Here is a 26,087-nt window from a genome sequence, read left to right as displayed (position 1 = left end):
GTCCGACCGTCGTGCCGATCCAGGCGATCGCGTGCCGTGCAGGAGAACCGGGCTCACCGCACGTCGGGGGCATACCACCCTCTGAGGATGGCTGTGGTGGTTCTTGGCGAAACAAGGGGAGGCTTCGGGGTGACCCCTCTCTGTTGGCTCATCCAAGGAGGCGCGCGTGGCGATCAGCGGCTGAACCAGATCCTGGCCGACACGCAAATCCTCTACAACCTGTACAAGAAGCACCACTGGCTGATGCGCGGCCCGACCTTCTACCAGCTCCATCTACTGCTGGACAAGCATGCCGGAGAGCAGCTCGAACTGGTGGACGCGATTGCCGAGCGAGTACAGACCCTCGGCGGCGTCGCGGTCGGCGACCCGCGCCACGTGGCCGAGATCACCGTGATCCCGCACCCGCCGAACGGCTGCCTGGTCGACACCCCACTGGTCGAGACATCCCGCGGCTGAGCAGCCCGCTTGTGATTGGCCACGGAGCATCCCAAGGGAGGAGGTCGGCCTGATCCGCCGGGCCATTGAGGCCACCGGTGAAGCCCCCCCGGCCACCACTGGCGGCTCGAGCTGCCAGAGGACCCCGTCACTGTCGCCGGCGACCCGCTGCGGCTGCACCAGGTGATCGCCAACCTGCTGAGCAACGCCCGCGTCCACACGCCCGACGGCACGACCGTGGCCGTGGCGGTCCCGCCGGCTGCCCGCCGAGGTCCTCGGCAGGGACAACGGCCCCGGCATTCCGGCCGACCTCCAGGAAGCTGCGTGTGACCGTATAGCTCTCTAGCGGACGACCTCGACGTTGGCCATCATGCCGCGGTCCTCGTGGTTGAGGATGTGACAGTGGAGCGGGTACTTGCCGAGGTAGTTGAGGAACCTCATCCTGATGACAACCTCGCCGCGGGTGGGCAGTTGCACCGTGTCCTGCCAGCCGCGGAAGGGGTACGGCTTGCCGTTCACGCTCATCAGCTGGAAGTCGTTGACGTGGATGTGGAAGGTGTGCTGCTCGTCGGCGACGTTGCGTACCGTCCACTCCTCGGTGGTGTTCAACTTGGCCCGCACGTCGATCCGGTTCACGTCGAACTGCTTGCCGTTGATGTAGAACTCGTTGGTCTGATCGTTCTGTGAGAACGTGATGGTGCGCCGCTGGGCGATGGGGTCCTTGCTCAGGTCGTCGAACGAGGCGAAGGTCGCGGGCAGAGCGGCGGGCGTCATGGGCTGTCCGGAGGACACCACAGTGGCCAGCGTCGTCTCCGGATAGGAGTCACCCTCCGGGCCGGTGCTGTAGGCCGTCGTGATCAGGCGGGTGCTGCCCTCCGGCGGCCCCTGCACGAGCACGTCGAACCGGCTTCCCGGCGGCATGAACAGCGTCTCGTCGCCCCAGACTCTGGTGACGGGGTTGGCGTCCTGTGCCACGACGGTCAAGCGTGAGCCCTGGAGCTGAACGTTGTAGGCGATGTCGGCGCCGATGTTGGCCAGCCGCCACAGCTGCGTCTCACCGGGGCGGATGTTCATGATCGGATTGATCTGCCCGTTCACGGTCCGGGTGGTCGGGGCGTTGCTGTCGATGTTCGTCGTCGGGATGGCTCCGGCCTTCACCTGGAAGTCCTTCAACGCGACGAGGCGTTCGGTGATGTTCCGCAGGCTGGGCGGCATGTACCGGTCCAGCCCGTCGATCACGATCGCGCCGGAGAGCCCCGCGAACACCTGTCCCTCGGACAGCGGGTGGCCGTGCGAGTGGTACCAGTAGGTGCCTGGCGCCAGGTCAGTCGGCAGTTGGTAACTGTAGTGGAAGGTCTGGCCCGGCATGATGTGCAGGTAGATGTTGTCGGAGTTTCCGCTCGGTGAGACGTGCCAGCCGTGCGTGTGCAGGTTGGTGTACTCCGGCAGCTTGTTGACCAGGGTCAGGTCGAGCCGGTCGCCTGGTCGCAGCCGGATCGTCGGGGGCATGTAGTCGCCGTTGTAGGTCAACGCACGCACCCGCTGACCCCCGAGCTCTACGGTGCGCATCTCCACGACCAGGCCGACGTGCAGCGTCTTGCCTCGGCTGACCAACTGGCGCGGCTCGCGGAGCAGAGCCTGGGTGGTTGCGGTTCCGGTCGGACTGAGCATGGCGGCCGCCGGCTGGCGCGGCATGCTGCCGCCACAACCGCTGACCATGACGATCACGGCAGCCACCCCCGCCATGATCCGCGACACGCCTGACGGCCTCTTCCACTGCGGACAAGCCTGGACATCGATCCCAGACAAGGGGTCCCCCTCACAGACGACGGCCGGGGGGACCACGAAATCGTACGGGCCGACGACCCTACCCCGGAGCCGACACGCAAACCGACCCAGCACTCCACGCATCACTGATCTGCGGCTATTACGGCGGACACGCAGGTCGACAGGACAGCTGCGGCGACCCCGCGATGTAAACCATGAGTGACATGAAGACCACTTTCCGCCCTGATCGGCGCAGGCATGCCAGGCGCCGCTGCTCGAATTCACCAAACCGGCGACCCGGATCAGATGGGCACAGCTCTGCGCCTACCTTGTCGCAGATCGCGGATGGGAGGCAGTCTGCCGCCGCCCGGCGCGGCCATGACATCGCCGCGCGTATGGCCGCACGAGAGCCGGAGGACAGTCAGGGTGTAACCGGCGACCGCCACCGCGATCCGGCTCGGGACCGCCTCCGCCGAGGCCCTGCTGGAGGTCGGACGCGCCCATAGAGCGATCTTCCTTGCCCGCTATCTCCGAGATCACGATCTCCAGAGGGAGACCGAATCCGGCGCGAGGAACAGGAGCTGGGGATGTTGTGCCGGTCCGTGACCCGGTTTGAAGGGTCAGAGCAGGGCGGCGAGGTCTGCTGGGCGGGAGAGCATCGGCCAGTGGCCGGTGGGGAGTTCGGTGAATGTCCATTCGGGGGACGCGATCGGGGCGAACAGCGGGTTGCCAGAGTCGATCAGCTGGCGGATGACCGCGAGAGGCATCGTGGAAGTGATCATGGTCTTGGGGGTCGTGGGGATCTGTTCCGGCCGCGGGATGGACTGGATTGCCGCGCCCCAGGGTTCCGGTGTGGCCTTCGCCCGGATCAGCGCCAGGTGCTCATCGGTCAGGCCCGCGAACTGTCCATCGCCTTGCTCGAAGTGCGGCACGTCGAGGGCGTACCCGTCGCCGACCTGGGTGCGCCAAGCCTTCTGGGTGTCCGGGTCGTTGAAGTCGATCACGGCCATGCCGGACGGCAGGGGTGCGGTGTCGATGTAGACGATGCGGCGGAGCCGTTCGGGATGCCGGTCGGCGACCGCGGTCACGGGGACGTTGGCTCCGCTGTGCCCGACGAGGACGACGTCATCCAGGCCGTCCATCGCCGCGAGGATGTCGGCGATGTGGGTTTCGATGCCGACCTCGGCTGACAGCTCGCCGGCCCGCTCGGCCAGCCCGGTCAGCGTCACGGGCCGCACCTCGTGCCCGGCCTCGCGCAGTTCCTGTGCCACCTCGTCCCACGCCCAGGCTCCGAGCCAGAAACCGGGGATCAGCACGTAGTTCGCCATAATCATCGTCCTTCCGTTCGAGCGATGGCCACACACTAAGCTCGATACCGGACAGAACCCGTCCGGATAAAGAGAGAGACCTGTGTCACAGCCGACGACCCGTATTCTGGCGATGCTCGAATTGCTCCAGGCCCATCACCGGCTCGGCGGTCGCGACCTCGCCGACCGGCTCGGCGTGGACGAGCGGACCGTCCGGCGGTACGCGGTCCGGCTCGCCGATCTCGGGATCCCGATCACTGCCGAGCGCGGCAGGTACGGCGGTTACCGGCTGCTGCCCGGCTACCGGCTCCCGCCCTTGATGCTCACCGACGACGAGGCGACGGCCGCCGTCCTCGGATTGCGCGCCGCGCGTCGCCTGGGCCTGGTGGCCGGGGCCGCCGACGCCGCCTTGGCCAAGATCCTCCGGGTCCTGCCGGTTCGACTGCGGGATGAGGTCGGAGCGCTGGAGGAGACGCTCGACTTCACCCTCACCGAGCGTGCCGGCGCAGCACCGGCGAGCCGGGCCGTGCTGACGCTGGCCGCTGCGATCCGCGACCGCCGCCGCGTCACCCTCCGCTACCGCTCGTGGAAGGGCGAGGAGACCCAACGCGATCTGGACGGCCATGGCCTGGTCTTCCACTCCGGACGCTGGTACGTCACCGGACACGACCACCGGTCTGGCGAGACCCGTACGTTCCGCGTCGACCGGATCGCTTCAGTCACCCCAGGCGCGGCGACCTACGACATCCCCGAGGACTCCGACCCGGTCGGGCATGTCATCTCATCGCTGGCCCGCGTGCCCTACACCCATACCGTCAAGGTCATCCTGCACGTCCCGCTCGCCGAAGCCGCTCGGCGCATCCCGCCCTCCATCGCGGAGCTCACCGCCGCACCGGACGGGACACTGCTGAGCATGCGCGCCGAATCCCTCGACGGCGCCGCCACCATGCTCGTCGGCCTGGGCTACCCCTTCACCATCACATCCCCAGACGAACTACGCGCCAGCGTCCGCCACCTGGCCGAAAAACTCCTCGATCAATCCCGAGACCCCAGCTGACCACACCCGCGCCACGACTAACCGACGCCCACGACCGCGACTTCGCCGTCCGCGACGGCTGAGTCGGTGGCGTGGCGTCCTTCGGCGGCCACGTAGCCGGATGAGTTTGCGCGGGTCGCTCGTACCGTCCAGGCCGGCGATGGTCAGGTAGCACGGAAACGGGCCGGGGGTCGTGAGGCGTCCGTCGGGAAGCCCGGTCTCAAGTGCCTCGCAGATCTTGGCGCGGTCGTCTTCGGCGAGGGCCTGACTAGTGGTCCCGCTTGGAATTACAGGGGTGGGTGGGGTCGTGTCTCGGCGTGGGGAAGCGCTGAGCCTCCGTGATCGTGTCGTGCCTGCGGAGGCTTGTCGTGTCTCGCTGTTCTCCGTTCGTTGTGGTGTTGTCTGCTGCCGACCGGGCGGTACTTGAACAACGCGCCCGTACGTACACCGCGTCGTTCGCTGAGGTGGTACGGGCGAAGATCGTGTTGCTGGCGGCGCAGGAGATCACGAACGCGGCGATCGCCGCGCGGCTGGATCTGGATGTCGATGTGAGCGATTCGTCACCGACGGGCTGCCCGGGTTGGGTGACCGGAAACGCTGCGGGCGGCCGCGGTCGTTCCCGGCGCAGGTCGTGGCCGAGGGCGGCCAGCCGCCCACCCTGTCGCCGCACATGAGAGCTACCGGGCCGACCGGAACGCGCTCCCCGGCAATGACGCGGACCCACCCCACGTCCCCATGCCGAGCGTCGTCCAACAGTGACTATTCCAGCCGGTTCGGTGGCGCGGGTGTGCTCCATGCGCGCACCTGCTCGACCAGGGCAGTGACATGCTCCGGGGGCGTGGTCTTGACGATGCCGTGTCCCAGGTTGAACACGAACGGCCCCCCGCTCAGGGCGCGCAGGATGCGCTCTGTCTCGGCGTAGAGCGCAGGGCCGCCAGCGACTAGGAGCTGGGGATCGAGGTTGCCCTGCACACAGCGGCCCAGGCCGCGCTGTAGTTTCTGCGCGGCCCATTCGAGGGGAACCGTGGCATCCAGGCCGACACAGTCCGCGCCGGTTGCCTCGGCGAAGCCGTCGTAGGCGAGCCCGGCGCCCCGGGGGAAGGAGATGACGGGAACGTCTGGGTGCTGCGTCTTCAGCGCCGCGATGATGGTGGCGACCGGATTGACGCACCAGCGTTCGAAGAAGGCGTCCGGAAGTATCCCGGCCCAGGTGTCGAACAACTGGACTGCTTCCGCGCCCGCCTCGATCTGGCGGCCGAGGAACTGGATGATAGCGGTCGTGAGCACGTCGATCAGGGGCTGGAATCCATCGGGGTCGCTCAGCGCCCACTGCTTGACGATGGAGTGCTCCGTCGTGCCGCCGCCGCGTCCTTCGACCATGTAGGTGGCGATGGTCCACGGTGCGCCGGCATAGCCGATCAGGGCCGTCTCGGCTGGCAGGACGCGGGTCAGCTGCCTGACCGTCTCATAGACCGGGGCCAGTTCCTCGTGGAGGCGGGAGACGCTCAGGAAGTCGGCTATGTCCGCTGCCGAGCGGACAGGGGGCGTCAGAACCGGCCCGTCGCCGACCCGGTAGTCCAGGGTCTGGCCCAGTGCGGCGGCGACCTGCGGAAGGTCCGCGAAGACGATGGCGGCGTCGAGCGGGAAGCGGCGGATCGGCTGCAGGGTGACCTCGACAGCGTGCTCGGGCGAATTGCAGAGCCCCACCATGCCCCCGGCAGCCTCACGGACCCGGTGATACTCGGGCAGGTACCGTCCCGCCTGCCGCATCAGCCATATCGGCGGCCGCTCGGTCCGCTCTCCCGCGAGCGCGCGCAGGAGCAGCTTCTTAGACTGGACGCTGCCGGACACCGGCTTCGGACTGACTTCTTCCCGGGTACCGATGTCCACGCTGTTCCATCCTGTTGAATTGCCCCGGGTATCGACGGGACTCAAGTAGCAGACTCCAGCCCCCCTGTAAGGGGACGTTGTTTATCGTAGTGGCGCCCAGTCTGGGTGGCCCGGCGGGCGTCAGAGCCGACCCGGTCCGCGGAGCTCTAGGCCCTGAACGCCGGCCGCAGAGCCTGACATCAGTCTGCGACCCGCGAACGCGCAGGTCAGGCGCGCGTAAGGCACTTGACGGTCGACCCTAGCCAGAGCGTGACCGGCGGAGCAGGCCGGAAGCGGCCTGGTTGGGAGACACCCTCACTTACAGTGGTCGAGGCGCCGTCCGCTGAGCAGCGCATCCGCGCCGATCGCCGAATGCGCTCAGGATGATGCGCGTGTGATCGAAGGCGGCGTTCATTCAGTTGCCGGCATGGGCCCCTGATGGTCGAATGCGTGCTCATGACGGCCAGCCACGAGTCCCCGGCAACCTGTGAAGCCGCTGACGGCGGCGAGCCGACCGAGGGCACGCGGCCTGCGGCGGGCATCGTCATGTTCTACGGCGGCGCCCTGCGCAAAAGGATCGGCCGATGGCCTTGCGCCGCACTGCCGAAGGCCGGCGCAGCGCGGCATCTTCGCAGTTTCAGCCGGGTACCGGCTGCTGGGTCAAGGCGCCGTGGGCATCGACGACCGCATCGCGGACGTCCGGCATGCGGTTGAACACTTCTCGCGACTGGGGCTGCCCTGCGCGGACTCGATTCACCGCGCCTGACATCAGGAGGCAGCTCAGCCGGCGCCCATCTCGCGATGATCGCCCCCGACCAGCCCCTTTCAGGAGCCGAGCCGGGCGTGGTGTTGCGCGACGTTCGGCATGATGTCCCAGCGCTCGATCCCGTGAACGCAGGTCCGCGCCGGGTGGGTAGGGCCGATTCCTCACGCCGTCGCGGTGAGGAATTGCGTCTGGATCTGGGTGGGGCGATCGGCCACGGTCACTTCGAAGTGATTGACCGCCGTCACCTCGTCCGCGTTGTCGATCCGCCAACCGGTCCTCTCGAAGAGTGCCAGCCAGGCGTCGCGGGACTGGATCGTGTGCAGCGGTCCGGCGCCGCCGAACATGACGTCGTCCACGGTGGAGACGACGAGGTCGGAGTCGAGGTCGGCAGGATGAACTTCGGCGGTGATGGCCAGGGTGCTCCCTGCCGCCGCGCGGCCGGAGAGCCCCGCCAGGAGTGATGCGACTTCGCCGGGTTCGAGGAACAGAGCGAGGTGTTCGGCGAGGAAGAGGGTCGGTCGGTGGGCGTCGTGCCCGGCGCGCGCCAGGACCTCGGCGACATCGTCGGTGTGGAAGTCCACCGCGGCCAGGGCGAGGGGCGCGGTGTCGGTGCCTATCGCTTGGAGGCGGCGGGCCTTGTCCCCGACGATGTCGGGCAGATCGAGGTCGAGAAACGTCACGCCGGAGTGCCGGAACCGCAGGGCGCGGTCGTCGTAGCCGGCGCCGAGATTGACGACCTGGGGGACCCCCGCCGCGATGGCGTCCAGCACGAGCTGGTCGAAGCACGGAGCGCGGGGCGCCAGGAGTGCGAGGGACAAGGAGATGTCGCTGGGCTCGCCGCTCGGATCGATCGCCTGCAACCCCTGGACGAGCACACGCCCGGCGTCGGGGTCGCCCTCGGCGGTGGACGGCCGCTCGAACTCAGCGCGCCCGAGCGCACATACCTCACGGATCATTGTCAACAGCGGATTTTCCTGCGTCATGGTGAGTGCCCCTTCGGTGCCGGACACGTGCGTCCGGGCAGGTTCGAGCGCGCGGCGGCGGATGCCGCCACGGCGAGGAATGAGGAATGCGGTCCGACGGCCCGGGTCGGGCGCGTTACGAATCACCCGGGTTCGGCAGACCGGCGGTGATCTTGTCGAGCAGCACCTGGAGGGTGGCCCGCTCCGACTCGGTCAGCGGCGCGAGGATCGATTCGTCCGCCGCGGCCATCGCCTCGTCGCGCCCGGCTACGAGCGCGATCCCGGCGTCGGTCGCGAAGACGCGCTTGCTGCGTTCGTCGCCGCCCTCGAAGCGGCGTTCAACGAGTTTTCGCGCTTCCAGCCCGCGCAGGACGCCGGAGACATTCGCCGCGGTCGTACGGGTCGCCCGCGCGATGTCGCGCTGGATGGCGCCGGGATTGGCGGCGAGATGGCTCAGGACAAACGCCTGCTGCAAGCTGAGTCCTCGCGCGCGGATCCACTCCTGCCCCGCCTGCACCTGGGCCCAATTGACGACCCTGAGGCTTTCGAGGGGACTGGCGGGGAGGTCTTCCGACTGATCCATACCACGACCGTAATCATTAAGGCCTTAACAGTCAATTCCTTAAGTTCCCCGTCTCCTGGCGCTCGGGCGGGCCGACGTCCTGCGGACGCGGAAGTAGTGTCAGAAACGACCAGTTGTGACAGTTCTGCGAACCACTTGATCCGGGCCACGCGGCTGCGGTCGAGCGCCACCCCTGCCCGCAATGCGATGTCCCCGCCGGCAGTGCCTGCCGCACCCGCGCCGGGAAGACCGCCGCGAAGTACCACACCGCGCGGTTCATCCTCGTGCCGTCACTCGCGACGAACTCACCGTGCCCGTCCCGGCCGACCGCGGACCGGGCAAGAAATGGACGCAAGGGCCGGAGGTCGCTCCGGCGGCGCCGGAGACGAACGGGGTGCCGATCCGGATCGGCTACGCACGCTGCTCCACGGCCACCCAGGAGCTGCAAAGCCAGCTCGACGCGCTCGCGGCGGCGAAGTGCACGCGGGTGTTCTCCGAGAAGATCAGCACCAGGATCCGGGGGCGCCCGGAGTTCGAGGCCGCGCTCGCCCTGGCTCGCGAGATCAAGACCGCGGCGCCGGATCAGCCGGTGATCCTGACCGTGCACGAGATGAAACGCTTGGCGCGCAATGTCGCCGAGCTGATGACGCTCTCGGCGACATCGCAGGCCACGGGGATTCAGCTGGAGTTGCTGAGCGGACCCTTGACCGGGATCTACGATCCGCACGGCATGGGCTCCATGCTCTTCGCCCGCGCGCTGCGCGACAAGGGCACCCCGATGCCCGACATCTTCAAGAAGCTGACCATCAAAACCGGCAAGAACGCCGGCGACCATCCCTCAGTCGCCTCGCTCTACCGCGCCCTCGCCGACACCGCCCCTGACCAGGCACTACCCGAGCACTTGGCAGGTTTCTCCGGTATCCCGGCGGTCCCCCAGGTCGGGCGGCCCCGGTCCTCCGGCCTGCACCAGGCCCTCTTTGCACCGCGTCGGCCGCGTGCAGTGGGCGCCGGCTGGTGGTGGCCCCGCGCGGTTGGGAGGCACTGCTGTCAGGCCGTGCGGCGGGGGCGGAGGGCACGATGCCTGGCGCCGGCCTGGACCCACCAAGCGTGGTCGAATCCCGTGAGCGTGGGCTTGGCCGTGAGGGCGACGACCACAGCCACGCCGACGGCCGACTCATGTTGAGTAGCCAGAAAGTGAAGCCAAGTTGCCGCCGATCCCGGTGTTCAGCCAGGTCACGGGGCGGTCCGGATGCCGGAGGCCCCACTCGCCCGCGATGCGCAGCGGGTAGCCGAACCCGAGGCCGTCTTCGCTCTGCAGCCGTTGGCAGTCGGTGATCGAATCGCCGGTGAACACCACGGTGCTGCCCGGTCGGAGAGTGACCGTCATGTGTGCTCCTTGATATCGGTTCGGGGAAAGGAAGATTCACCGGGGGGTGTCAGGCGTCCTGGGGGACGGTGTCGCCGATGGGGGTGGCCGCCTGGTCGCCGCCGGCGTACCGGGTGCGGGCGATCCCCCAGCCGACGAGGGCTGCCGCGACGGTGGTGAGGGTGAGGCCCGCGATGGTGACGGCCTGGTGGAACTCCCCGGTCTGCTGCGGGCTCCAGTGGGAGGTGGCGATGTCGCCGGTGAACAGGGCGGCCAGGATGGTGCCGGTGACGGCGATGCCGGTGCCGGAGGTGACCTCGGTGGCGGTGTCGACGAGCGCGGTGCCGATGGTGGTCCGGTTCTCGGGCAGGCCGCGGACCACGTTGAGCCCGGCGACGACGCCGACCACGCGCATCCCGGCCGCCACGAGGACGAGCGCGATCGCGACCCACAGGTAGCCGAACCGGCCGAGCAGGCCGTAGACGGCGAGGCCGGACACGACCGCCGCGGTACTGATCCACGCGGCCCGGTCCAGGCCGACGCGCTGCACGAACGGGTTGACGAACGCGCTGCCGGCGATGAGGACGACGACCTGCGGCAGCATCCCGATGGCGGCCTGTGCGGGCGTCCAGCCCCAGTCGAGCTGTAGCTGCAGTGTCACCATGTAACCGAGTCCGGCGGTCGCCAGCCCGGCGGCGGCTTTGTAGGACAGGCCGCTGGAGACCAAGGGGAGGGCGAGGAGCTTCAGGTCGAGCAGCGGATGGTGGGCCAGGCGCTCGCGCAGGCCGAAGCAGATCGCCGTCACGACGGCAGCGGCGGTGGCCGCCCAGGGCGCCCAGGAGCCGGCGCCCTCGTCCACGAACAGCGTCGGGGTGAGGAGCGCGAGCACGATCGTCGCCGTGCCCAGCAGCATCCCGGGGACGTCGAGGGGGTCACGGTGGAGGCCGGACGGGTCGTCGGCAGCGATGCCGGACCGCACGCCGAGAAACGCGAGCACGGCGATCGGCACGTTCACCAGCAACAGGACCTGCCAGGGCGCGACCGCCAGCACCAGGCCGCCCGCCGTCGGGCCGATCGCGAGCCCGACCAGGCCGACGGTCGAGATGAAGGTCAGCGCGCGCACGCGCAGGCCGTCCTCGTCGAACAGCCGGAACGCCAGCGCCATCGATCCCGGGGTCGTCATCGCCGCGGCGACCCCCATCGTCGCCCGGACGGCGATCAGTTGCTCGGCGGTGGTGACCACGGCGGTCGCCAGGCTCGCCACGCCGAGCAGGACCAGCCCGATCAGCATGATCCGCCGCCGGCCGAACCGATCGGCGATCGCGCCGAACGCCAGCATCAACCCGCCGAACACGACCGCATAGGCGCCCGTCACCCACTGCAACGCGGTCGTGGAGGCGTGCAGTTCGCGGCCGATCGTGGGCAGCGCGACGTTCAGGATCGAGTTGTCCAGCATCTCGAAGAGGAACACCGCCGACAGCCCCGCCAACGCGACCCACGCCTCCCGCAGCGACCGGGGAGTACGACCTGGCCGACCCGCGGCCATCTCATTCATGGAGGGCTGCCTTCACGTCGTGGCCCCGGAGGGGACCCTGATCGGCACGGGCGTCGGCGCGGCCCGGCACGGGGCGATCCGGCCGCCCGCGCGGGCCGGTCACCTCCGCCTCCGTACGGGACGCGGTCGCGGTGGCGCTCGGCCCGCTGGGGGCCGCTCCGGCGGCAATGATGGTTGTCTGTTCGAAGGACATGCCACTAGATTATGTGACTAAGTTAAGTGACACAAGAAAGTGAGGCCGGGATGCCCAGGACCGGAGCGCGAGGTGGACCGCGGACGCGCGCGAAGATCTCGGAGGTCGCGACCCGGCTGTTCCTCGAACGCGGGTTCGACACGGTCACGGTCGCCGAGGTCGCGCGGGAGGCCGGGGTCTCGGCCGTGACGGTCTTCAAGCACTTCCCGCGCAAGGAGGACCTCCTCCTGGACCGCGAGGTCGACGCCGTCGAGCTCCTGCGCTCAGCGGTACAAGACCGCGCCCCGGATGCCGGAGTGCTCCAGTCCCTGCGCGATGCGGCGTTCCGTCTCCTCGAGGAGCGGCACGCACTGTCCGGCCTCAAGGACGGGTCCGTCCCCTTCTTCCGGACCGTCGCCGCCTCGTCCGCGCTGGTCGCCCGCGCCAGGGAGATCGCCTCCGACCTCCAACAGACCCTCGCCGGCGAGCTCGAACACGACCCCGCCTTCGACGGCGACGCCCCGCTGCTCGCCGCCTTCTTCATCGCCGGCTACACCGCCGTACTGGTGGAGACCGCCCGGCTCCTGATCGCCGGAGAACCGGCCGACACCATCGCAGACGACCACCGCGCCCGCCTGGAGCGCCTGTTCGACGCCCTCAGCAGCGGATTCGGGCCCCGGCCGTGAGGATCACCGCCGCACTGCGCGCAGTGGCGGGGCAAGGCCGCCGGGAAGACGGCCCGGCTTCGTGTGAGGGGCCGCTGGCCGGGTCGGCGCGCTGGATCCAGCGGACGAGATCATCAAGGGATGGTCGTGATTCTCTGTGAGTGAGTCGCGCGGCCAGGGGGCTCCCGGCGCCGTGGTCGGTGGTCACCGAGGTTCTGGCACTCCGTCGCCGTACCCTTGACCAGCGCGTTCTTCAGTCGGTACGTACTGTCACGACTTAGCCGGCCCCCGAACCAGTCGAGCAGGTGGGTACGCGGTCCGGCGGCGTTCCTGAGCGTCACGCCGGCGGGCGGGCGAGTTTGGCGGCCACGGCGTCGAGGACCCAGTCCAGGCCGGTCGCGAAGGACGCCTCGGCGTCCACCTCCGTGCCGTCGCGCACGGCCTTGGCCAGCGCCGGGAAGCGGCCCGTGGCCAGCATCCTCATCACATGCGGGCCGTAGGCGCGCTGCCAGTCGCGCTTGGACAGGCCCGTGGCGCGCTCGGCCCGCAGGTTCGCGATCTCGCGCCTGATCGCGCCAGTGAAGTAGGCGCTGACGGTCTCCACGGCGCGCCTGACGGTCTCGAGGTCGTCGAGGCTGTCGAAGGCGGCCAGCGTGGCCTCGGTCACGGCGAGGCCGTTCGGGCCCAGGGTCGGACGGCCGCCGAGCAGGTCGGCCAGCCATTCGTGACGGAGGGCGGCCTGCCTGGTGCGGTGGGCGAGGACGTGCAGCACCTCCCGCCAGTCCCCGGGCTGCTCCTCGGGGAGGATCTCGGCCTGGACCTCGTCCACCATGAGGTCGAACAGCTCCTCCTTGGTGGAGATGTATCCGTACAGTCGCATCGGACGGGCGTCCAGTTGGGCGGCGACCTTGCGCAACGACACGGCCTCCAGCCCGCCCTCGTCGGCCAGAGCGATGGCGGCGGCGATGATCCGCTCCCGGCCGAGCGGCGCGGCGCGAAACTGCGGCTCCGGCCGGTCCCATACAGTCATGAGCTCCATCGTACTGTTGCGATATGTCGCAATCGTCAAGTACAGTGCGTCGCTATGATACACCGTATGATACAGCGTATTGCTGTGATCGGAGGCGGCCCGGCCGGCCTCACCTTCGCCCGCGTCCTGCACCGCCATGGTCACTCCGTCACCATCCTCGAACGCGATTCCGCCCCCGACGCCCGTCCCCCGGGCGGCACGCTGGACCTGCACGAAGGGATGGGCCAGATCGCGCTGGAGAAGGCGGGGCTGCTGGCGGAGTTCCAGGCGCTGTCCCGTCCCGAGGGGCAGGCCATGCGCATCCTGGACGCGGACGGGACCGTCCTTCGCGACTGGAAACCCCGTCCGGGCGAACAGGCCAATCCCGAGATCGACCGGGGGCAACTCCGTGACCTGCTGCTCGGCCCCCTCGACGTTCAGTGGGGGCGGGGCGTGACGGAGGTAGTGCCGAGAACCCGGGACGGCGTGCTGGTCCATTTCGCGGACGGGCGACAGGAGACGTTCGACCTCGTGGTCGGCGCGGACGGCGCCTGGTCCCGGGTCCGCCCGGCAGTCTCGTCCGTGACGCCGCACTACACCGGCATCACCATGGTCGAGACCTCCCTGGACGACGTCGACACCCGCCACCCCGACATCGCCCGGCTGATCGGCGACGGTTCCATGGCTGTGTACGGCGTGAACCGCAACCTCGTCGCCCAGCGCAACAGCGGCGGCCACGTCAAGGTGCACGCCCGGTTCCGCGCGCCGCTGGACTGGCACACGAACCTGGACCGGCATTTGGGCCTGAACCGGCGCGCAGGCATGGACGCGGGCTTGGACGCGGGCCTGGACCTGGCCGACGTCGAGGCCGTGCGATCAAGCCTGCTGGCTCTGTTCGACGGCTGGGCTGCTCCCGTCCTCGACCTCCTCCGCCACGGCACCGCTTTCGTCCACCGCCCCCTCTACGTGCTGCCCGTGCCTCACACGTGGGCCCATGTCCCCGGGGTGACGCTACTGGGCGACGCCGCCCACCTGATGTCCCCGTTGGGAGTGGGCGCGAACCTCGCGATGCTGGAAGGCGCCGAACTCGCCGAGACCGTCGCCGCCGCCCCCGACCCTGGCGATCTGGACAAGGCCGTCCGCGCCTTCGAGGAACAGATGTGGGCACGGGCCGGCAGATGGGCGAAGATCACGATGGCCGGTCTGGAACGCCTCGTGAGCTCGGACCCCACTCAAGCCATCGCCCTCTTCGACGAAGTTCAGCCATCCTGACCGCCGAGCGCGAGAGCACCAGCAGCTCGCCACGGTTTCACGGAACAGCACGGCACCGCCGCGGTTCCTTCCGGCAGATCCACCGGCCGCCACAGGGCGGTGACCAGCAACTGAACGGCCAGTGGCGTTAGCGAGCCAGGGTGGGCGGGGTTACCGCCACCTAGCGGTCCGATGCAGGCAGACCTCTGGGTCGAGCCCCGGTTCTTAGATGACCTTCCGCAACTCGGCGGATGGTGGAGGTTCGGCACGGTGGATCCGGTCATCGCCGAGCAACTCGGCCGCGCCCACCCGCTCGCCCGGCATCTCGACGACTTCCTCACCGACCTGGCCAACTTCGGGGCCTCCCCGCACACCCGGCGCGCCTACCGCGGCGACCTGAGGCTGCGCCCGCCTGGTTCTGCCACAACCTTGCAGTGAGCGGTTTGCTGCTGGGCGCTTTATAGCAGCCGTCTTTGCATGACGTCGGCGATGATCGTGGTCACGACCGCGTCGACGTCGGCGTCAGCTGCGATACGGCCCATCTCGCACTCGTCGTTCAGATAGGAGGCGATCATGGCCGCAGCTTCCGTCAAGACCGGGATGCCATGGGTCGGCCTGGCTCGGCGCAGGCGTAGGGCGGCGGCCTGATCATCGATCCGGGCGATGCGGCCTTGCACGAGTTCGGCGAGGAAGGCAGGCCGGCACCACACGTCCCTTCTTACGCTTACCGCGAATGGCTACCCGATTGCTGGGTGGGCACGCGCCCATTATGGTGGGCGCATGCCCATTACATCGCAGGAGCAATCACACCCATCCAAGAATGAGCCTCATAAGGCCCGGCAGATGGCGGAGTCGTTCGGGGTGGACGTCGAACGCTACGACCGGGCCCGGCCCCGCTATCCCGACGCCCTGGTAGAGCGGATCGTCGCCGCCAGCCCTGGTCCCGACGTCCTCGACGTCGGCTGCGGCACCGGCATCGAGGCCAGGCAGTTCCAGGCGGCCGGCTGCACGGTGCTGGGCGTCGATCCAGACGCGCGGATGGCCGAGTTCGCGCGGCGCAGCGGGGTCGAAGCCGAGGTGGCGACGTTCGAGGCATGGGATCCGGCCGGCCGATCGTTCGACGCGGTCATCGCGGGCCAGGCCTGGCACTGGGTGGACCCGGTCGCGGGCGTGGTCAAGGCGGCGCAGGTGCTGCGGCCCGGTGGCCTGCTGGCGGTGTTCGCGCATGCCTTCGCCCCTCCCCCCGCGGTTGCGGAAGCCTTCGCCACGGTCTACCGGCGAGTGGCGCCCGACTCGCCGTTCAACGGCCAGGCGCCGAGGCAGGCCAAGGACATCTACCAGGCGATGTTCAGCAAGTTCGCCGATGGGATCCGAGAGGCGGACAGCGGGTTCAGCGACCCGGAGCAGTGGCGATTCGATTGGGAGCAGTCCTACACCCGTGATGAATGGCTGGATCTGCTGCCTACGACCGGTGGCCTGACCCGGCTCCCGGCGGACAAGCTGGCCGAGGTGCTGGCAGGCGTCGGGACTGCCATTGACGCGATCGGGGGCAAGTTCACGATGACCTACACCACGATGGCGGTCGCTGCGGCGCAAACCAGCGCCGTCTGACCCGACGCCCGCGCGCGGGACGGGGCCGACGTGCCCAGGACGACTTCGTCGGCGATGAGGAGGTCGTCCAAGACGGCCGGGATGGAATACCAGCCGGCGATGTCGTCGGTGGTGGTGTCGGTCGAGCCGGTGGTGACGACGCGCCGCCGGTGTCAGGGGCGGGTCATCACCGGTGCGTCCAGCGGTTGGACGCAGATCACTTTGACCCCGGGCACCAGGGCCTTGGTTTCCTGACCGACCGGTGACCAGGGCCCGCCGCCGAGGGCGATCAGGATGGCGTCGAATGGCGGCACGGTGTCCGCCAAACTCCAGGGCGATGGGCGCCACGCCCTTGCAGGCCACCAGCTGCAGCCTGACGTCCAAGGCGCGCGGGCTTCGGCGCCCATCAGCAACCGCCGCTGCCGCTCATCCAGATGCGCGGATTACCTACGACGTGCGGGGCAGCGGCCCATCCTGGTCCTGGTCGGCTTCCCGATGACGGCCGGCCCTTTCACCGCGTTGGCAGAAACCCTCGCCGAGCACTACACCGTGATCACCTTCGGCCCCGTGGCATGGGCCGCAGCCCGGCCGACTCGGCGCGACCACATCCACGGTCGCCTTCTTCCGCTTCTCATCCGACCGGCGCAAGGACGGTTTCCGTTCCTCGGCCCCGATGCGGCCCTGCCAGTGCCCTCCCTGGTGATCTGCGAACTTCTCGGAGTGCCCTACGCCGACCACAACTTCTTCCAGAGCCGTACCGCCGTGGCGACCCTCGCCCCAGGAGCGCCGGCGAGCCGTCATCGAAGTGCGGGTCCACCTCGACGACCTGATCACCCGTAAGGAGTCCGAGCTTCCTCGCCGAACTGCTCATGGCCGAATGCGAAGACCGCCAACGCCGCCGCGCCGAACGACGAATCAAGGCCGCTGGCTTTCCCCACGAGAAGTGGCTGACCAACTTTAACTTCGAGGCCAACCCCAACGTCGAACCCGCCGTGACAGGAGTGCGCCTACGGAGATCTGTCAGGTCTGGAGGAGCTCGAGCGCGCCCGCCGCGCCTGGGTACGCCTCACCCAGGGACGGACCGGCTGCCCGAGGGCAGCAGGCGGTCGCGCCGGTACTGCTCGGCGGCCTGCCGAGTCGGACGATGCTGCGAAGGCGGCGGTCGCCCGCGTTCTGGCAGACCGAAGCTACTCAGCGCAGCACGGCCGTCAGCAGGTCGGCACCCAGTGCCGTCAGGTCGGGGAGCTTGAGGGTGTAATGGACGTAACGACCGTGCCGCCGGGCCGTGAGCAGGCCCGCGCGGCGCAGGACAGCGAGGTGGCGAGAAACCTCCGGGGGTGAAAGTTCCCAGGCGTGGGCCAGCTCACCGGTGGTGTGCGGGCCGCGGGCGAGGGTGCGCAGCAGCCGCAGTCGTACCGGATGCGCGAGTGCCTCCAGCCGTAGCGTTACCGTTTCCAGCGATACCGGCTCCGATGGACTTGCCTCGGCCACGGGGTACTGCACTACTGGCTGCCACCCGGGCGCGTGGATCACCACCAGGTGCGGGCGGCCAAAGACGCTGGGGAGGAAGGTGACCCCGGTGTCGTGGGCGGCAGTCGCCTTGTCCTGCAGCTTGTCCACGATGATGCAGTTGCCGTCCGGCGCCAGGGTGACGGCGCCGGAGACCGACGCGAGTGCCGCCCCGATGCCCTGGCGCTTCAGCAGGTCGTTCTTCAGGCGCAGGTCGGTGGCGAGTTGCACGGCGACGCCTGTCCAGGCGGCGTCGAAGAAGGCCTCAGCGCACTGTTCGAGGGTGTGACGCACCCGCGCCCGCACGGCGGCCGGGTCCGCGAGCAGCCGTTCCGCGAAGGCCTCCTGAAGCGCGCCGCGGGCCTGGGCCAGGTCCAGGGCCCGCTCGCGCGCAGTGGCGTCGGTGAGCGGCGACGGTGCGGCGAAGTGGACCCGGTTGCTGCCGCACGTGGTAGTGAGCGCGGCGGTCACATAGGTTTCATCGTCGATCCGGTCTACATCGTCCAGCTCCTCGGCGAGGGTCGGCCGAGGACGAGCGGGGACCAGAAAGTCGGCTCGTGAGGAACGCCAGAGGAACTCCGCCTCCCGCAACCGCTCGGCCAGCTCCGGCCGCAGCCCGGCCCAGACGTCCCCGGCCCAGCCGGCGAGCTGCGGGTGATGTCCGGGTTCGGCCAGCACGTGCAGCATCGCGGTCAGCTCGGCCAGCGGGGAGGCAGTGAACCGCAGTCGCTCGGACGGCAGGCCGCCGATGTCGATCCTCAACGTCATCCCCTCATCATCGCTGGTCGGATGGCCGACGACCGCGTCGATTGACGGTGTCCGTCAACCGACACAGTCGGCCCGGCGGGCGAACGCATCGTTGACGCCATGGCAACCATCACCAAGATCCAGCCGCGCGCCCTCGTCCGTGCCTCCGGAGGCCCCCGCTATGCCGTCGCCCTGGCCGTGGACGCGCTCGGCACCGGCCTGCTGCGGCCCTTTCTGTTGCTCTACGGGGTGACGGTGCTGAGGCTGTCCGCGTCGGCCACCGGCATCGCCATGACGGTCGGCGCCGTCATGGGTCTGGTGTGCATGCCCGCGGTCGGCCGATGGCTGGACCGGGGCGCACGCAGCACGGTCGTGGCAGCGTCGATGCTGGTGCGGGTGCTGGGCGTGGCGCTGCTGCTGGCCACTCCGGCGGGGCACGTGTGGCTGTTCGCGACGGCGGCACTCTTCCTCGGCATCGGCAACCAGGCATGGCCGGCCGCCCATGCAGCCCTCGTGGCCACGGTCGCCCACGGCCGCGAACGCGACGCCGCTCTGGCGGCAAGCCGCGCCCTGCGCAACGCCGGCCTGGGCGCGGGCGCCCTCCTCGCCACCGCATGCCTGGCGGGCGGCACCACCGCATTGCAGGCGCTGGCAGCCGTCACCGGGCTCGCCTATCTCGCCGCGGCGGCCTTGGCATGGTCGGTCCACCTGCACACGCATCCAGCCGCTACTCCGGCCAAGGACAGGGCCGGCGGGCCCGCACCTCGGATGCGCGCGCTGCTGGCCGCCAACGTGGTCTACGTCTTCTGCCTCAACCTCTTCGAAATCGCGCTCCCTCTGGTCCTGGTGACGCAGATGCACGCAACCCCGGTGTGGTCGGCAGCCATCTTCGTGGCCAACACGGTGCTGGTGGTCACCCTGCAGGTTCCGGTCACGGTCCTGCTGTCCCGCTTCTCCCGGCGGACCGTGCTGGCTCTCTCCGGCGTCGTGCTCGCCGCGTCCTACCTCGGTTTCCTCGCGGCCACCTCACTGGGACACGGCTGGGGTGCCCCGGCCGTCGCCGCGGTGTCCGTGGTCTGCACCATCGGCGAGATCATCTATGCCGGCAGCGCCACCGCGCTCGTCACCGCCCTCGCCCCGGCCCATGTCCTGGGACGCGCCCTCGCCCGCTTCCAGCTCTCCACGGGCTTCGGTCTCGCCGTCTCCCCGGCGGTCATCACCGCTCTCGCCGCCCACGGTTCCGCCGCCCTCTGGGGCAGCCTCGCCGGTGCGACGCTCCTCTCCGCCTCCGCCGTTGCCACCGAGAAGGATCAAGGAACGCGGCTCAGCAGTTGCTGCCGCCGGGCGCGAGCAGGCTCGTGAGCTCGGCGATCGCCTCGGGGGACGGCTTGATGTCCGCCGGCGACTGCCGCGCTCTGGCCAGTGCGATCAGCGACCGGTCCGCGATCGTGATCGAGTACAACGCACCGTACGGCGCCGTGACGTCGATCGTCCGCCGCCCCGGGCTGGAGCGCCGTTACGGCGCGATGCGGCTGATCTCGCTGCGGACCAACGGGCAGCCGGATCACAAGACCGACATGGCGCTGAGCCAGCTTGAAAGAGTGCTCCCGCACAGCCCCAAACCATCTCGAGCCCGGCGAAGCAGCTCGTGACGCTCGAGGCCAGAGCGACCGGGGAACACGCCCACCCTTGGGTTGTCAAGCGAACTAGCTGGTCAGCCGCTTGAAGGACGGTAAGTCACGTTAGAGGGCGTTGCTGAACTTTTGATCTTGCGCCGTTGATCAATCGGCGTACTTCTCCCCCGCTGTGGCTAATGGCGATCGGGTGGTGTCAGGGCGTCGGCGGGTGTGTGGGTGGCGGCCCAGCTGGCGAGGAGTTTGAGGGCGTCGTCGTCGGGTGTGCCGGGTGGGGCGGTGAAGGCGATGAGGGACAGGCCAGGGTCGGCGGCCAGGCCCAGGACTTCATAGGACAGGTGGAGGTCGCCGACGACGGGGTGGTGGAGGTGTTTGGTGCCGGTGCGGTGCAGGCGGACGTCGTGCGCGGCCCAGCGGGTGCGGAAGGCGTCGCTGTGGGTGGACAGTTCGCCTACGAGGTCGGTGAGGGCCTTGTCGTAGGGGTCGCGGCCGGCTTCGGTGCGCAGGGTGGCGACGCTGTCGTCGGCGGCGCGTTCCCAGTCGGGCCAGAAGGTGTGGGCGCTGGGGTTGAGGAAAGTGAAGCGGGCGTGGTTGGCGATCTGGCCGGCGGGGCGGGTCGGGTCGGCGAACACGGGCGCGAACAAGGCCATGCCGAGGTGGTTGGCGGCCAGGGCGTCGAGGCGCCCGTTGTTGACCATGGCCGGGACCTCGGTCATTCCCTCCAGGACACGGGCGAGACTCGGCCGGATGTGCTGGGCGGGCCGTCGACGGCGCGGGCGGCCCGCGGGGCCGGCGGCGCGGGCGAGGTCGGCCAGGTGGGCCCGCTCGGCGTCATCCAGCCGCAGTGCGCGGGCTAGGGCGTCCAAGACGCTGCCGGAGACTCCGGCCAGGTTGCCGCGCTCCAGCTGGGCGTAGTACTCCACGCTGAGCCCGGCCAGGTCGGCGACCTCGCTGCGACGCAGTCCCGGCACCCGGCGTCGGCCAGAGTCGATCAGCCCAGCCTGCCCAGGGCTGATCTTGGCGCGGCGGGAGGTGAGGAAGGTCTTGACCTCTTGGCGGTTGTCCACTTTTCCCAGGTTAGGTGAGGATCGAAGGCCGAGGGGTGGGCTGCTGGCACACCTTCCAGCAGTGACTTCTCCCCAGGCCGGGCACCGGGTTGCATGGTCTTCAAGCGCCGATGGCCGATCTCGCGCGACGGGCCTCCGGCTGGAAGCCCGGGGCCGCCCGCCCCGGGCCGGCACCAAGGCCGCAGGGCCGTTTTCCTCGCGCTTGGTGAGGCCATGGCGAGCGCCTGACATCGGCGGGGCACGGTTCTAGCCGTGTCCGGCCGCAAGGTGAGAAACAACAAGGAGTCAGCTGATGAAGCATGTGTCCCTGGGTGGGCTGGACGTCTCCCGGATCGGGCTGGGAGCCATGACGATGGCCGGTATCTACACCGGCGGCGGGGGCCTGGACGACGCCGAGTCGATCCGTACCATCCACCGTGCACTCGACCTGGGCGTCACCCACATCGACACCGCCGAGATCTACGGCCCCTTCCACAGCGAGGAAATAGTCGGCCGAGCGATCAAGGGCCGCCGTGACCAGGTTGTGGTCGCCACCAAGTTCGGCCTCGTCTCCCACTCCGGCGGCGGACCCGGCGTGACCGACAGCAGCGCCGCCAACGTTCGCGCCGCCGTCGAGGGCTCCTTGCAGCGGCTGGGCACCGACCACATCGACCTGTACTACCAGCACCGCGTCGACCCGGACACCCCGATCGAGGAGACCGTCGGCGCACTGGCCGGCCTGGTCGCCGAGGGCAAGGTCCTGCACATCGGCCTGTCCGAGGCCGCTCCCGCCACGATCCGCCGCGCCCACGCCGTCCACCCGCTCGCCGCGCTCCAGACCGAGTACTCGCTATGGACGCGCGACCCCGAGGACGAACTGCTGCCGTTGCTGCGGGAACTGGGGGTCGGGTTCGTGCCCTACTCGCCGCTCGGCCACGGCTTCCTCACCGGCCAGATCCGCACCCCCGACGACATCCCCGATGACGACTGGCGCAAGACCAACCCCCGCTTCACCGGCGAGAACTTCCAGCGCAACCTGCGCGTCGTCGACGAGGTCCAGGCCATCGCCGCCGAAGCCGACGCGACCCCGGCACAGATCGCGCTGGCCTGGCTGCTCACCCGAGGCGACGACATCGCCCCGATCCCCGGCACCCGCCGGGTCGCCCGCGTCGAGGAGAACACCGCCGCCGACACCGTCGAACTCACCGCCGACCAGGTCGACCGGCTCAACAACCTCACCCCCGCCGCCGGCGAACGCCACGACGAAACCAACATGGCCGCCATCGACCGCTGACCCGCCACGTACACGCATGTGAAGGGGACCGCGATCCCGACGCGGCGCCCTTCCTAGGCCGTCGGCGCGGGCACGGTGTCGATCGTGCCGTCGTGGAAGGGGCGTAGCCCTTCGGCGGTCGGCGCTGACGTCGAGCACGGCGGCGATCTCGTCCCAGCTGGCGTCGGCAGCTCGATCGGCGGCCGGCCAGCGGGGGTGTGGGGATCGGCCACGTGTCCATGGCGACTCAGCCAAACGACCGATCTTCAGCCGGTTCCATGAGGGTCAGCGCGCCCGCTGGCTTGAGCAGCCCGCCGAACTCCGGGTCGCCGTGCCGTACCTGGAGACGGTAGTCGCGCGCCAGCAGCAACGTCAGCGCCATGAGCTGGATCTTGGCCAGCGGGGAGCCAGGACAGCCGCGCGGGCCCGCGCCGAACGGGAGGTAGAGGCCGCGTTTGGGCGCCTGGTGCCAGCGTTGGGGTGAGAACGCCTCCGGGTCGTCCCACCAGCGGGGATCGCGGTGGATGAGGTAGGTGCAGACCATCACCTGCTGGCCGGTGTCCAGGGGGTACGGCCCCAGCCGAGTGGGTCGCAACGCCGTACGGCTGAGCATCCACTGGGGTGGATGGAGGCGCAGCACCTCGCGCAGGAAGCCGTCGGCGAGCGGGAGGGCGCGCGCGCCGACGGCCTGGCCGATCGAGAGGGGCCCGGCCGCCTCGTCGGCGATCTCCTCCTTGATCAGGGCGTGCAGGGCCTCGTTGGCCTGGATGGTCTTCTTGGCGGCCGGGCGCGGGAGCCAGCGGACGCGGACCTCGCCGATCTCCAGGATCTTCAGGATTCCGTAGAAGGCCGCGAGGGAGGCGTCCGCGATCTCGGTGACGCGGGAGTCTCGGGTGCCGCCGCCGAAGCAGAACCAGGCCGTGGCCGTGCCGCAGATCGTGGTGGTGGGAGTGGATGCGGGAACATCGTCGGCACTCCGCACCCACCCGCCCGGCTGAGTTCGGATATTCATGTGCCGTTCTGGCGGCCTTCGTCAGAACCCGCGGAAGATACCCTCTTCGTCCATGGCGTCGGCGAATTCGGCGAAGTCCATGTTGCCGATCGAGAGGTTGGCCTCGATCGAATACAGCTCAGTCGCGATGACCCGCATCTGCCGCCCCCTCTCCACCCTCAGGTCGACGAGAAGCAGCGGCATCTCCGGCAAACGGACAGCGACTTCGTCCACCACGACAAAGAACGCGGGATCGTATTCCTCCGGCAGCAGCGCGAGGATCTCCTCCGCTGTGGCGCCTTCGTAGGCCGGATCATCAAGGTATTGCACCGGCGCGACGAACTCGCCCTCGTCGTCCTCCAGAATCCATTCGTTGTCCACCATCGATCCGATCGTCGCGCGGACGGCCTCCCACGCCTGCGGGGCGGAGAAGTCCGTGCGGATCACCAGCAGTTCGTAACTCGACGACAGAATGTCCGGCATAGCCGCACATTCTGTCAGTGGCAGCGGACAGCAGAACCAGCCGGCCGCAATGTTCAGAGGGTGTTGTCGATCCCGGGCAACCGTCGAGCAGGATCAGGCGGGCCCATGCCGGCGGCTTTTTCCTGGTAAGCCGCCTGGTCATGAGCGTGATCGAGGCAACGGTCAGGTGTGCTTCGCTGTGCGAGGGCTTGCGTTCGAAATCGATCACGTTGCGGCGGGCGTTCATCAATCAGGAAATGGATCTCTAGACGATCCACACAGCGTTCGGGACGCGGCCGCCGACCGAGGAGGACGAGGAGCGGTGGGTGCAGTGGATGGCGGATGAGCTGTGCGTGCTGATCGCGCTGCGGGACGCCATACGCCGCCGGGAGATCTACGTCCAGGGCGCCGCCCGGATGAGGATCTGCCGGGCGACTTCGAGGCCAACCGGGACGTCCACCACTTCGCCCTGTCCAAGCCGATGGGCGCCGAGCAGTTCGTCGACAGCCTCAAGCAGCGCCTGACCGGCTCCCTGGACAGGCTCAACCCCGCGATGGCCGAGGGCACCACCGGCGGCGTGAAGATCGTCACCCGGAACGGCAAGCCGTGGGTGTCGGTGTGCAAGCTCGACAAGCTGCCCGAGCCGAGGAATCTCTCGGCGCTGAAGGCCGAGGTGCAGCGCAGGTGGGGCACCATCGCGTGTGGGGGCTGCAGCAACCGAGCGGTCAGTGGCGTCAGAGCAGCTTGCGGGGCTCGGCTTGTCGCCACTGACCGTTCCGATGCGGGTGGAGGTGTTGTGGCCTGCAAGCGATGCCCGTCACCTGGATGTGGTGTGTACAGCGCTCTCTTTGGTGGGGTGCTGGTCGGCCGGGTCGGCTTGCAGGCGCGCGCTGCGCAGTGCGGTCTCGACGCGGCGGTTGCTGGTCATGGTCGCGGTGACAGCGGTCATGGTGAGCAGGAGGCCGGCGGCGGCGTAGAGCGGGGTGCTCAGGTCGTAGGTGGTGGCCAGCCAGCCGCCGAGGAAGGCACCGAACGGGGCGGCGCACATGGCGAGCATGCGGGAGGTGGAGGCGACCCGGCCCATCAGGTGGGCGGGGACGATGGCCTGCCGGAGGGAGGGGCCGAGCACCATCGTGGCGCCCATGCCCGCCCCGCAGACGGCGAGCGCGAGCCCGGCCACGTACGGGTTCGGGGCAGAGGCGAGCCCCAGGATGGCGAGGCCCTCGATTGCGGCGGTGCAGGTCAGCGCGGTGCCGGTGCCCAGGCGCCGGCCGAGGAAGGAGGCGATGCCCGCGCCGAGCAGGCCGCCGGTGGCCTCGGCGGTGAGGAGCAGGCCGAAGCCGAAGGCGCCGACGCCGAGACGTTCACGGGCGAACAGGGCCAGGACGGTCTCCACGGCTAGGAAAGCGACGTTCCCGACCGCCGGACGGAGCGCGAGCCCGAGCAGCAGCCGGTCCCGGAAGACGTAGGAGGCCCCGGCCCGCGCCTGCCGGAGCAGCGACTCGCGGGCGCTTGCGGCCGGCCGCGGCACGGCGGGCAGCGACCGGACGAGCAGTGCGGACAGCGCGAACGACACCGCGTCGGCGAGCAGCGGAACCGAACGTCCGAGCGCGAGCAGCGCACTGCCCGCAGGTGGCCCGGCGAAGCCGGACGCTGCGGTCTGGGCGCCGCGCAGGCGAGCGTTGGCGCGTTCCAGCTGGGCGGGGTCGCGGCCGAGCAGATCCGGCAGGTACGCCGTGGCGGCCGTGTCGAAGAACAGCCCGCCGAGGGCGAGCAGGAACGCGACGGCCGCCAGCAGCGGGATGCTCAGCACATCGAGCGCCGCCGCCGCAGCGGGTATGGCGAGCAGCACCGCACGTGCGGCGTCCGTGACCCACATCGTGCGGCGGCGGTCCCAGCGGTCCACCAGCGCACCGCCGAGCACTCCGAACAGCAGCCAGGGCAGTGTCCCGGCGGCCGCGACGACGGCCAGCGCCATCGGATCCCGCGTCAACGTCAATGCCAGCAGCGGCAGCGCGGCATGCGTCACCCCGTCACCGAGCGAGGACACCGTCTGCGCGGTCCACAGTCGCCCGAACCCGGTGGGCAACTTCGCCACATCATTTGTCAGATT

The 26,087-nt window shown here is 69.5% G+C and carries 27 protein-coding genes and 1 pseudogene; 12 read left to right on the top strand and 16 right to left on the bottom strand.

The annotated features are described in order from the left end of the window. Positions 1 to 174 precede the first annotated feature (174 nt). Positions 175 to 414: pseudogene (locus KLK06_RS04795) on the top strand (Dps family protein); the annotation flags it as partial. A 363-nt stretch (positions 415 to 777) separates the two neighbouring features. Here the strand turns inward: KLK06_RS04795 and KLK06_RS04790 are convergent. After that, positions 778 to 2,172, bottom strand: a complete 1,395-nt coding sequence (locus KLK06_RS04790; protein WP_214634074.1) for a multicopper oxidase family protein — start codon at positions 2,170 to 2,172, stop codon at positions 778 to 780. Positions 2,173 to 2,652: 480 nt separating this feature from the next. Here KLK06_RS04790 and KLK06_RS04785 point away from each other — a divergent pair, with 480 nt between their 5' ends. After that, positions 2,653 to 2,808 (top strand): Tn3 family transposase, encoded by a 156-nt coding sequence (locus KLK06_RS04785; protein ID WP_214634691.1) that lies wholly within the window; start codon positions 2,653 to 2,655, stop codon positions 2,806 to 2,808. A 14-nt stretch (positions 2,809 to 2,822) separates the two neighbouring features. On the opposite strand, the gene KLK06_RS04780 is transcribed toward KLK06_RS04785, so the two are convergent. Further along, positions 2,823 to 3,530, bottom strand: a complete 708-nt coding sequence (locus KLK06_RS04780) for an alpha/beta fold hydrolase (RefSeq protein ID WP_214634073.1) — start codon at positions 3,528 to 3,530, stop codon at positions 2,823 to 2,825. Positions 3,531 to 3,642: 112 nt separating this feature from the next. On the opposite strand from KLK06_RS04780, the gene KLK06_RS04775 reads away from it, so the two are divergent. Beyond that, complete coding sequence (locus KLK06_RS04775) at positions 3,643 to 4,566, top strand: YafY family protein (RefSeq protein ID WP_214634072.1); 924 nt, start codon at positions 3,643 to 3,645, stop codon at positions 4,564 to 4,566. A gap of 738 nt (positions 4,567 to 5,304) precedes the next feature. Here KLK06_RS04775 and hemE read toward each other — a convergent pair. The 3 genes from hemE to KLK06_RS04760 form a co-directional block, all read right to left on the bottom strand. Further along, positions 5,305 to 6,435 (bottom strand): uroporphyrinogen decarboxylase, encoded by a 1,131-nt coding sequence (gene hemE / locus KLK06_RS04770; RefSeq protein ID WP_214634071.1) that lies wholly within the window; start codon positions 6,433 to 6,435, stop codon positions 5,305 to 5,307. A 906-nt stretch (positions 6,436 to 7,341) separates the two neighbouring features. After that, positions 7,342 to 8,136, bottom strand: coding sequence for an SAM-dependent methyltransferase (locus KLK06_RS04765; RefSeq protein ID WP_214634070.1), 795 nt, complete (start codon positions 8,134 to 8,136; stop codon positions 7,342 to 7,344). 142 nt (positions 8,137 to 8,278) lie between these two features. Then, positions 8,279 to 8,725 (bottom strand): MarR family winged helix-turn-helix transcriptional regulator, encoded by a 447-nt coding sequence (locus KLK06_RS04760; protein ID WP_214634069.1) that lies wholly within the window; start codon positions 8,723 to 8,725, stop codon positions 8,279 to 8,281. Between the two features lie 289 nt (positions 8,726 to 9,014). On the opposite strand from KLK06_RS04760, the gene KLK06_RS04755 reads away from it, so the two are divergent. Next, entirely contained in the window at positions 9,015 to 9,887 is an 873-nt protein-coding gene (locus tag KLK06_RS04755) for a recombinase family protein (RefSeq protein ID WP_308168103.1), read from the top strand. Here KLK06_RS04755 and KLK06_RS04750 read toward each other — a convergent pair. Genes KLK06_RS04750 through KLK06_RS04740 form a run of 3 tightly spaced genes read right to left on the bottom strand, consistent with a single transcriptional unit; the run spans position 9,879 to position 11,818 of the window. Beyond that, positions 9,879 to 10,091 (bottom strand): hypothetical protein, encoded by a 213-nt coding sequence (locus KLK06_RS04750; RefSeq protein ID WP_214634067.1) that lies wholly within the window; start codon positions 10,089 to 10,091, stop codon positions 9,879 to 9,881. The genes KLK06_RS04755 and KLK06_RS04750 overlap by 9 nt on opposite strands. Positions 10,092 to 10,140: 49 nt before the next feature. Then, entirely contained in the window at positions 10,141 to 11,625 is a 1,485-nt protein-coding gene (locus KLK06_RS04745) for an MFS transporter (protein WP_250904924.1), read from the bottom strand. Further along, positions 11,618 to 11,818: a hypothetical protein gene (locus KLK06_RS04740; RefSeq protein WP_214634066.1), complete on the bottom strand. Its 201-nt coding sequence runs from the start codon at positions 11,816 to 11,818 to the stop codon at positions 11,618 to 11,620. Before KLK06_RS04740 ends, KLK06_RS04745 begins: the two co-directional genes overlap by 8 nt. 50 nt (positions 11,819 to 11,868) lie before the next feature. Here KLK06_RS04740 and KLK06_RS04735 point away from each other — a divergent pair, with 50 nt between their 5' ends. After that, positions 11,869 to 12,483 (top strand): TetR/AcrR family transcriptional regulator, encoded by a 615-nt coding sequence (locus tag KLK06_RS04735; RefSeq protein ID WP_214634065.1) that lies wholly within the window; start codon positions 11,869 to 11,871, stop codon positions 12,481 to 12,483. A gap of 316 nt (positions 12,484 to 12,799) precedes the next feature. Here KLK06_RS04735 and KLK06_RS04730 read toward each other — a convergent pair whose 3' ends face one another. Next, positions 12,800 to 13,492 (bottom strand): TetR/AcrR family transcriptional regulator C-terminal domain-containing protein, encoded by a 693-nt coding sequence (locus KLK06_RS04730; protein WP_214634064.1) that lies wholly within the window; start codon positions 13,490 to 13,492, stop codon positions 12,800 to 12,802. 66 nt (positions 13,493 to 13,558) lie between these two features. Here KLK06_RS04730 and KLK06_RS04725 point away from each other — a divergent pair, with 66 nt between their 5' ends. After that, the gene (locus KLK06_RS04725; RefSeq protein WP_214634063.1) at positions 13,559 to 14,743 is read left to right on the top strand and encodes an NAD(P)/FAD-dependent oxidoreductase; all 1,185 of its coding nucleotides are present in this window, start codon (positions 13,559 to 13,561) and stop codon (positions 14,741 to 14,743) included. 249 nt (positions 14,744 to 14,992) lie between these two features. Continuing rightward, positions 14,993 to 15,160 (top strand): hypothetical protein, encoded by a 168-nt coding sequence (locus KLK06_RS04720; RefSeq protein WP_214634062.1) that lies wholly within the window; start codon positions 14,993 to 14,995, stop codon positions 15,158 to 15,160. Between the two features lie 20 nt (positions 15,161 to 15,180). On the opposite strand, the gene KLK06_RS04715 is transcribed toward KLK06_RS04720, so the two are convergent. Continuing rightward, complete coding sequence (locus KLK06_RS04715; protein WP_214634061.1) at positions 15,181 to 15,399, bottom strand: hypothetical protein; 219 nt, start codon at positions 15,397 to 15,399, stop codon at positions 15,181 to 15,183. A 166-nt stretch (positions 15,400 to 15,565) separates the two neighbouring features. Between KLK06_RS04715 and KLK06_RS04710 the strand changes: the two genes are divergently transcribed. Continuing rightward, positions 15,566 to 16,333, top strand: coding sequence for a class I SAM-dependent methyltransferase (locus tag KLK06_RS04710; protein ID WP_214634060.1), 768 nt, complete (start codon positions 15,566 to 15,568; stop codon positions 16,331 to 16,333). 152 nt (positions 16,334 to 16,485) lie between these two features. Here the strand turns inward: KLK06_RS04710 and KLK06_RS04705 are convergent, their stop codons facing one another. Together KLK06_RS04705 and KLK06_RS04700 are read right to left on the bottom strand one after the other, a co-directional pair. Beyond that, positions 16,486 to 16,638, bottom strand: a complete 153-nt coding sequence (locus KLK06_RS04705; protein ID WP_214634059.1) for a hypothetical protein — start codon at positions 16,636 to 16,638, stop codon at positions 16,486 to 16,488. Between the two features lie 865 nt (positions 16,639 to 17,503). Then, positions 17,504 to 18,589, bottom strand: coding sequence for a DUF5937 family protein (locus KLK06_RS04700; RefSeq protein ID WP_250904923.1), 1,086 nt, complete (start codon positions 18,587 to 18,589; stop codon positions 17,504 to 17,506). Positions 18,590 to 18,688: 99 nt separating this feature from the next. Here KLK06_RS04700 and KLK06_RS04695 point away from each other — a divergent pair, with 99 nt between their 5' ends. After that, on the top strand, positions 18,689 to 19,930 hold the full coding sequence (locus tag KLK06_RS04695; RefSeq protein WP_250904922.1) for an MFS transporter: 1,242 nt from the start codon (positions 18,689 to 18,691) through the stop codon (positions 19,928 to 19,930). Next, positions 19,927 to 20,220: a hypothetical protein gene (locus KLK06_RS04690; RefSeq protein ID WP_214634058.1), complete on the top strand. Its 294-nt coding sequence runs from the start codon at positions 19,927 to 19,929 to the stop codon at positions 20,218 to 20,220. The genes KLK06_RS04695 and KLK06_RS04690 overlap by 4 nt, the downstream gene beginning before the upstream one ends. Positions 20,221 to 20,378: 158 nt before the next feature. Here the strand turns inward: KLK06_RS04690 and KLK06_RS04685 are convergent, their stop codons facing one another. After that, the gene (locus KLK06_RS04685) at positions 20,379 to 21,269 is read right to left on the bottom strand and encodes a helix-turn-helix transcriptional regulator (RefSeq protein ID WP_214634057.1); all 891 of its coding nucleotides are present in this window, start codon (positions 21,267 to 21,269) and stop codon (positions 20,379 to 20,381) included. Positions 21,270 to 21,561: 292 nt separating this feature from the next. Here KLK06_RS04685 and KLK06_RS04680 point away from each other — a divergent pair, with 292 nt between their 5' ends. Beyond that, positions 21,562 to 22,542, top strand: coding sequence for an aldo/keto reductase (locus KLK06_RS04680; RefSeq protein WP_214634056.1), 981 nt, complete (start codon positions 21,562 to 21,564; stop codon positions 22,540 to 22,542). 226 nt (positions 22,543 to 22,768) lie between these two features. Here KLK06_RS04680 and KLK06_RS04675 read toward each other — a convergent pair whose 3' ends face one another. Together KLK06_RS04675 and KLK06_RS04670 are read right to left on the bottom strand one after the other, a co-directional pair. Continuing rightward, positions 22,769 to 23,533, bottom strand: coding sequence for a cytochrome P450 (locus KLK06_RS04675; protein ID WP_214634055.1), 765 nt, complete (start codon positions 23,531 to 23,533; stop codon positions 22,769 to 22,771). Between the two features lie 21 nt (positions 23,534 to 23,554). Continuing rightward, positions 23,555 to 23,995, bottom strand: coding sequence for a hypothetical protein (locus tag KLK06_RS04670; protein WP_214634054.1), 441 nt, complete (start codon positions 23,993 to 23,995; stop codon positions 23,555 to 23,557). Between the two features lie 17 nt (positions 23,996 to 24,012). Between KLK06_RS04670 and KLK06_RS04665 the strand changes: the two genes are divergently transcribed. Then, the gene (locus KLK06_RS04665) at positions 24,013 to 24,243 is read left to right on the top strand and encodes a hypothetical protein (RefSeq protein WP_214634053.1); all 231 of its coding nucleotides are present in this window, start codon (positions 24,013 to 24,015) and stop codon (positions 24,241 to 24,243) included. A 548-nt stretch (positions 24,244 to 24,791) separates the two neighbouring features. Here the strand turns inward: KLK06_RS04665 and KLK06_RS04660 are convergent. Beyond that, positions 24,792 to 26,072 (bottom strand): MFS transporter, encoded by a 1,281-nt coding sequence (locus tag KLK06_RS04660; RefSeq protein ID WP_214634052.1) that lies wholly within the window; start codon positions 26,070 to 26,072, stop codon positions 24,792 to 24,794. Positions 26,073 to 26,087: the final 15 nt, after the last annotated feature.

Source organism: Nonomuraea sp. NEAU-A123, assembly GCF_018603905.1.
Taxonomy (GTDB): Bacteria; Actinomycetota; Actinomycetes; order Streptosporangiales; family Streptosporangiaceae; genus Nonomuraea.
This window is presented reverse-complemented; position numbering and strand designations above follow the sequence as displayed.

Excerpts from the sequence above, each read along its gene's own strand:
- KLK06_RS04780 (WP_214634073.1), bottom strand. The coding sequence starts at position 3,530 with ATGGCGAACTACGTGCTGATCCCCGGTTTCTGGCTCGGAGCCTGGGCG.
- KLK06_RS04775 (WP_214634072.1), top strand. The coding sequence starts at position 3,643 with ATGCTCGAATTGCTCCAGGCCCATCACCGGCTCGGCGGTCGCGACCTC.
- KLK06_RS04765 (WP_214634070.1), bottom strand. The coding sequence starts at position 8,136 with ATGATCCGTGAGGTATGTGCGCTCGGGCGCGCTGAGTTCGAGCGGCCG.
- KLK06_RS04760 (WP_214634069.1), bottom strand. The coding sequence starts at position 8,725 with ATGGATCAGTCGGAAGACCTCCCCGCCAGTCCCCTCGAAAGCCTCAGG.
- KLK06_RS04750 (WP_214634067.1), bottom strand. The coding sequence starts at position 10,091 with ATGACGGTCACTCTCCGACCGGGCAGCACCGTGGTGTTCACCGGCGAT.
- KLK06_RS04745 (WP_250904924.1), bottom strand. The coding sequence starts at position 11,625 with ATGAATGAGATGGCCGCGGGTCGGCCAGGTCGTACTCCCCGGTCGCTG.
- KLK06_RS04740 (WP_214634066.1), bottom strand. The coding sequence starts at position 11,818 with ATGTCCTTCGAACAGACAACCATCATTGCCGCCGGAGCGGCCCCCAGC.
- KLK06_RS04735 (WP_214634065.1), top strand. The coding sequence starts at position 11,869 with ATGCCCAGGACCGGAGCGCGAGGTGGACCGCGGACGCGCGCGAAGATC.
- KLK06_RS04730 (WP_214634064.1), bottom strand. The coding sequence starts at position 13,492 with ATGACTGTATGGGACCGGCCGGAGCCGCAGTTTCGCGCCGCGCCGCTC.
- KLK06_RS04725 (WP_214634063.1), top strand. The coding sequence starts at position 13,559 with ATGATACAGCGTATTGCTGTGATCGGAGGCGGCCCGGCCGGCCTCACC.
- KLK06_RS04710 (WP_214634060.1), top strand. The coding sequence starts at position 15,566 with ATGGCGGAGTCGTTCGGGGTGGACGTCGAACGCTACGACCGGGCCCGG.
- KLK06_RS04700 (WP_250904923.1), bottom strand. The coding sequence starts at position 18,589 with ATGACGTTGAGGATCGACATCGGCGGCCTGCCGTCCGAGCGACTGCGG.
- KLK06_RS04695 (WP_250904922.1), top strand. The coding sequence starts at position 18,689 with ATGGCAACCATCACCAAGATCCAGCCGCGCGCCCTCGTCCGTGCCTCC.
- KLK06_RS04680 (WP_214634056.1), top strand. The coding sequence starts at position 21,562 with ATGAAGCATGTGTCCCTGGGTGGGCTGGACGTCTCCCGGATCGGGCTG.
- KLK06_RS04675 (WP_214634055.1), bottom strand. The coding sequence starts at position 23,533 with ATGAATATCCGAACTCAGCCGGGCGGGTGGGTGCGGAGTGCCGACGAT.
- KLK06_RS04670 (WP_214634054.1), bottom strand. The coding sequence starts at position 23,995 with ATGCCGGACATTCTGTCGTCGAGTTACGAACTGCTGGTGATCCGCACG.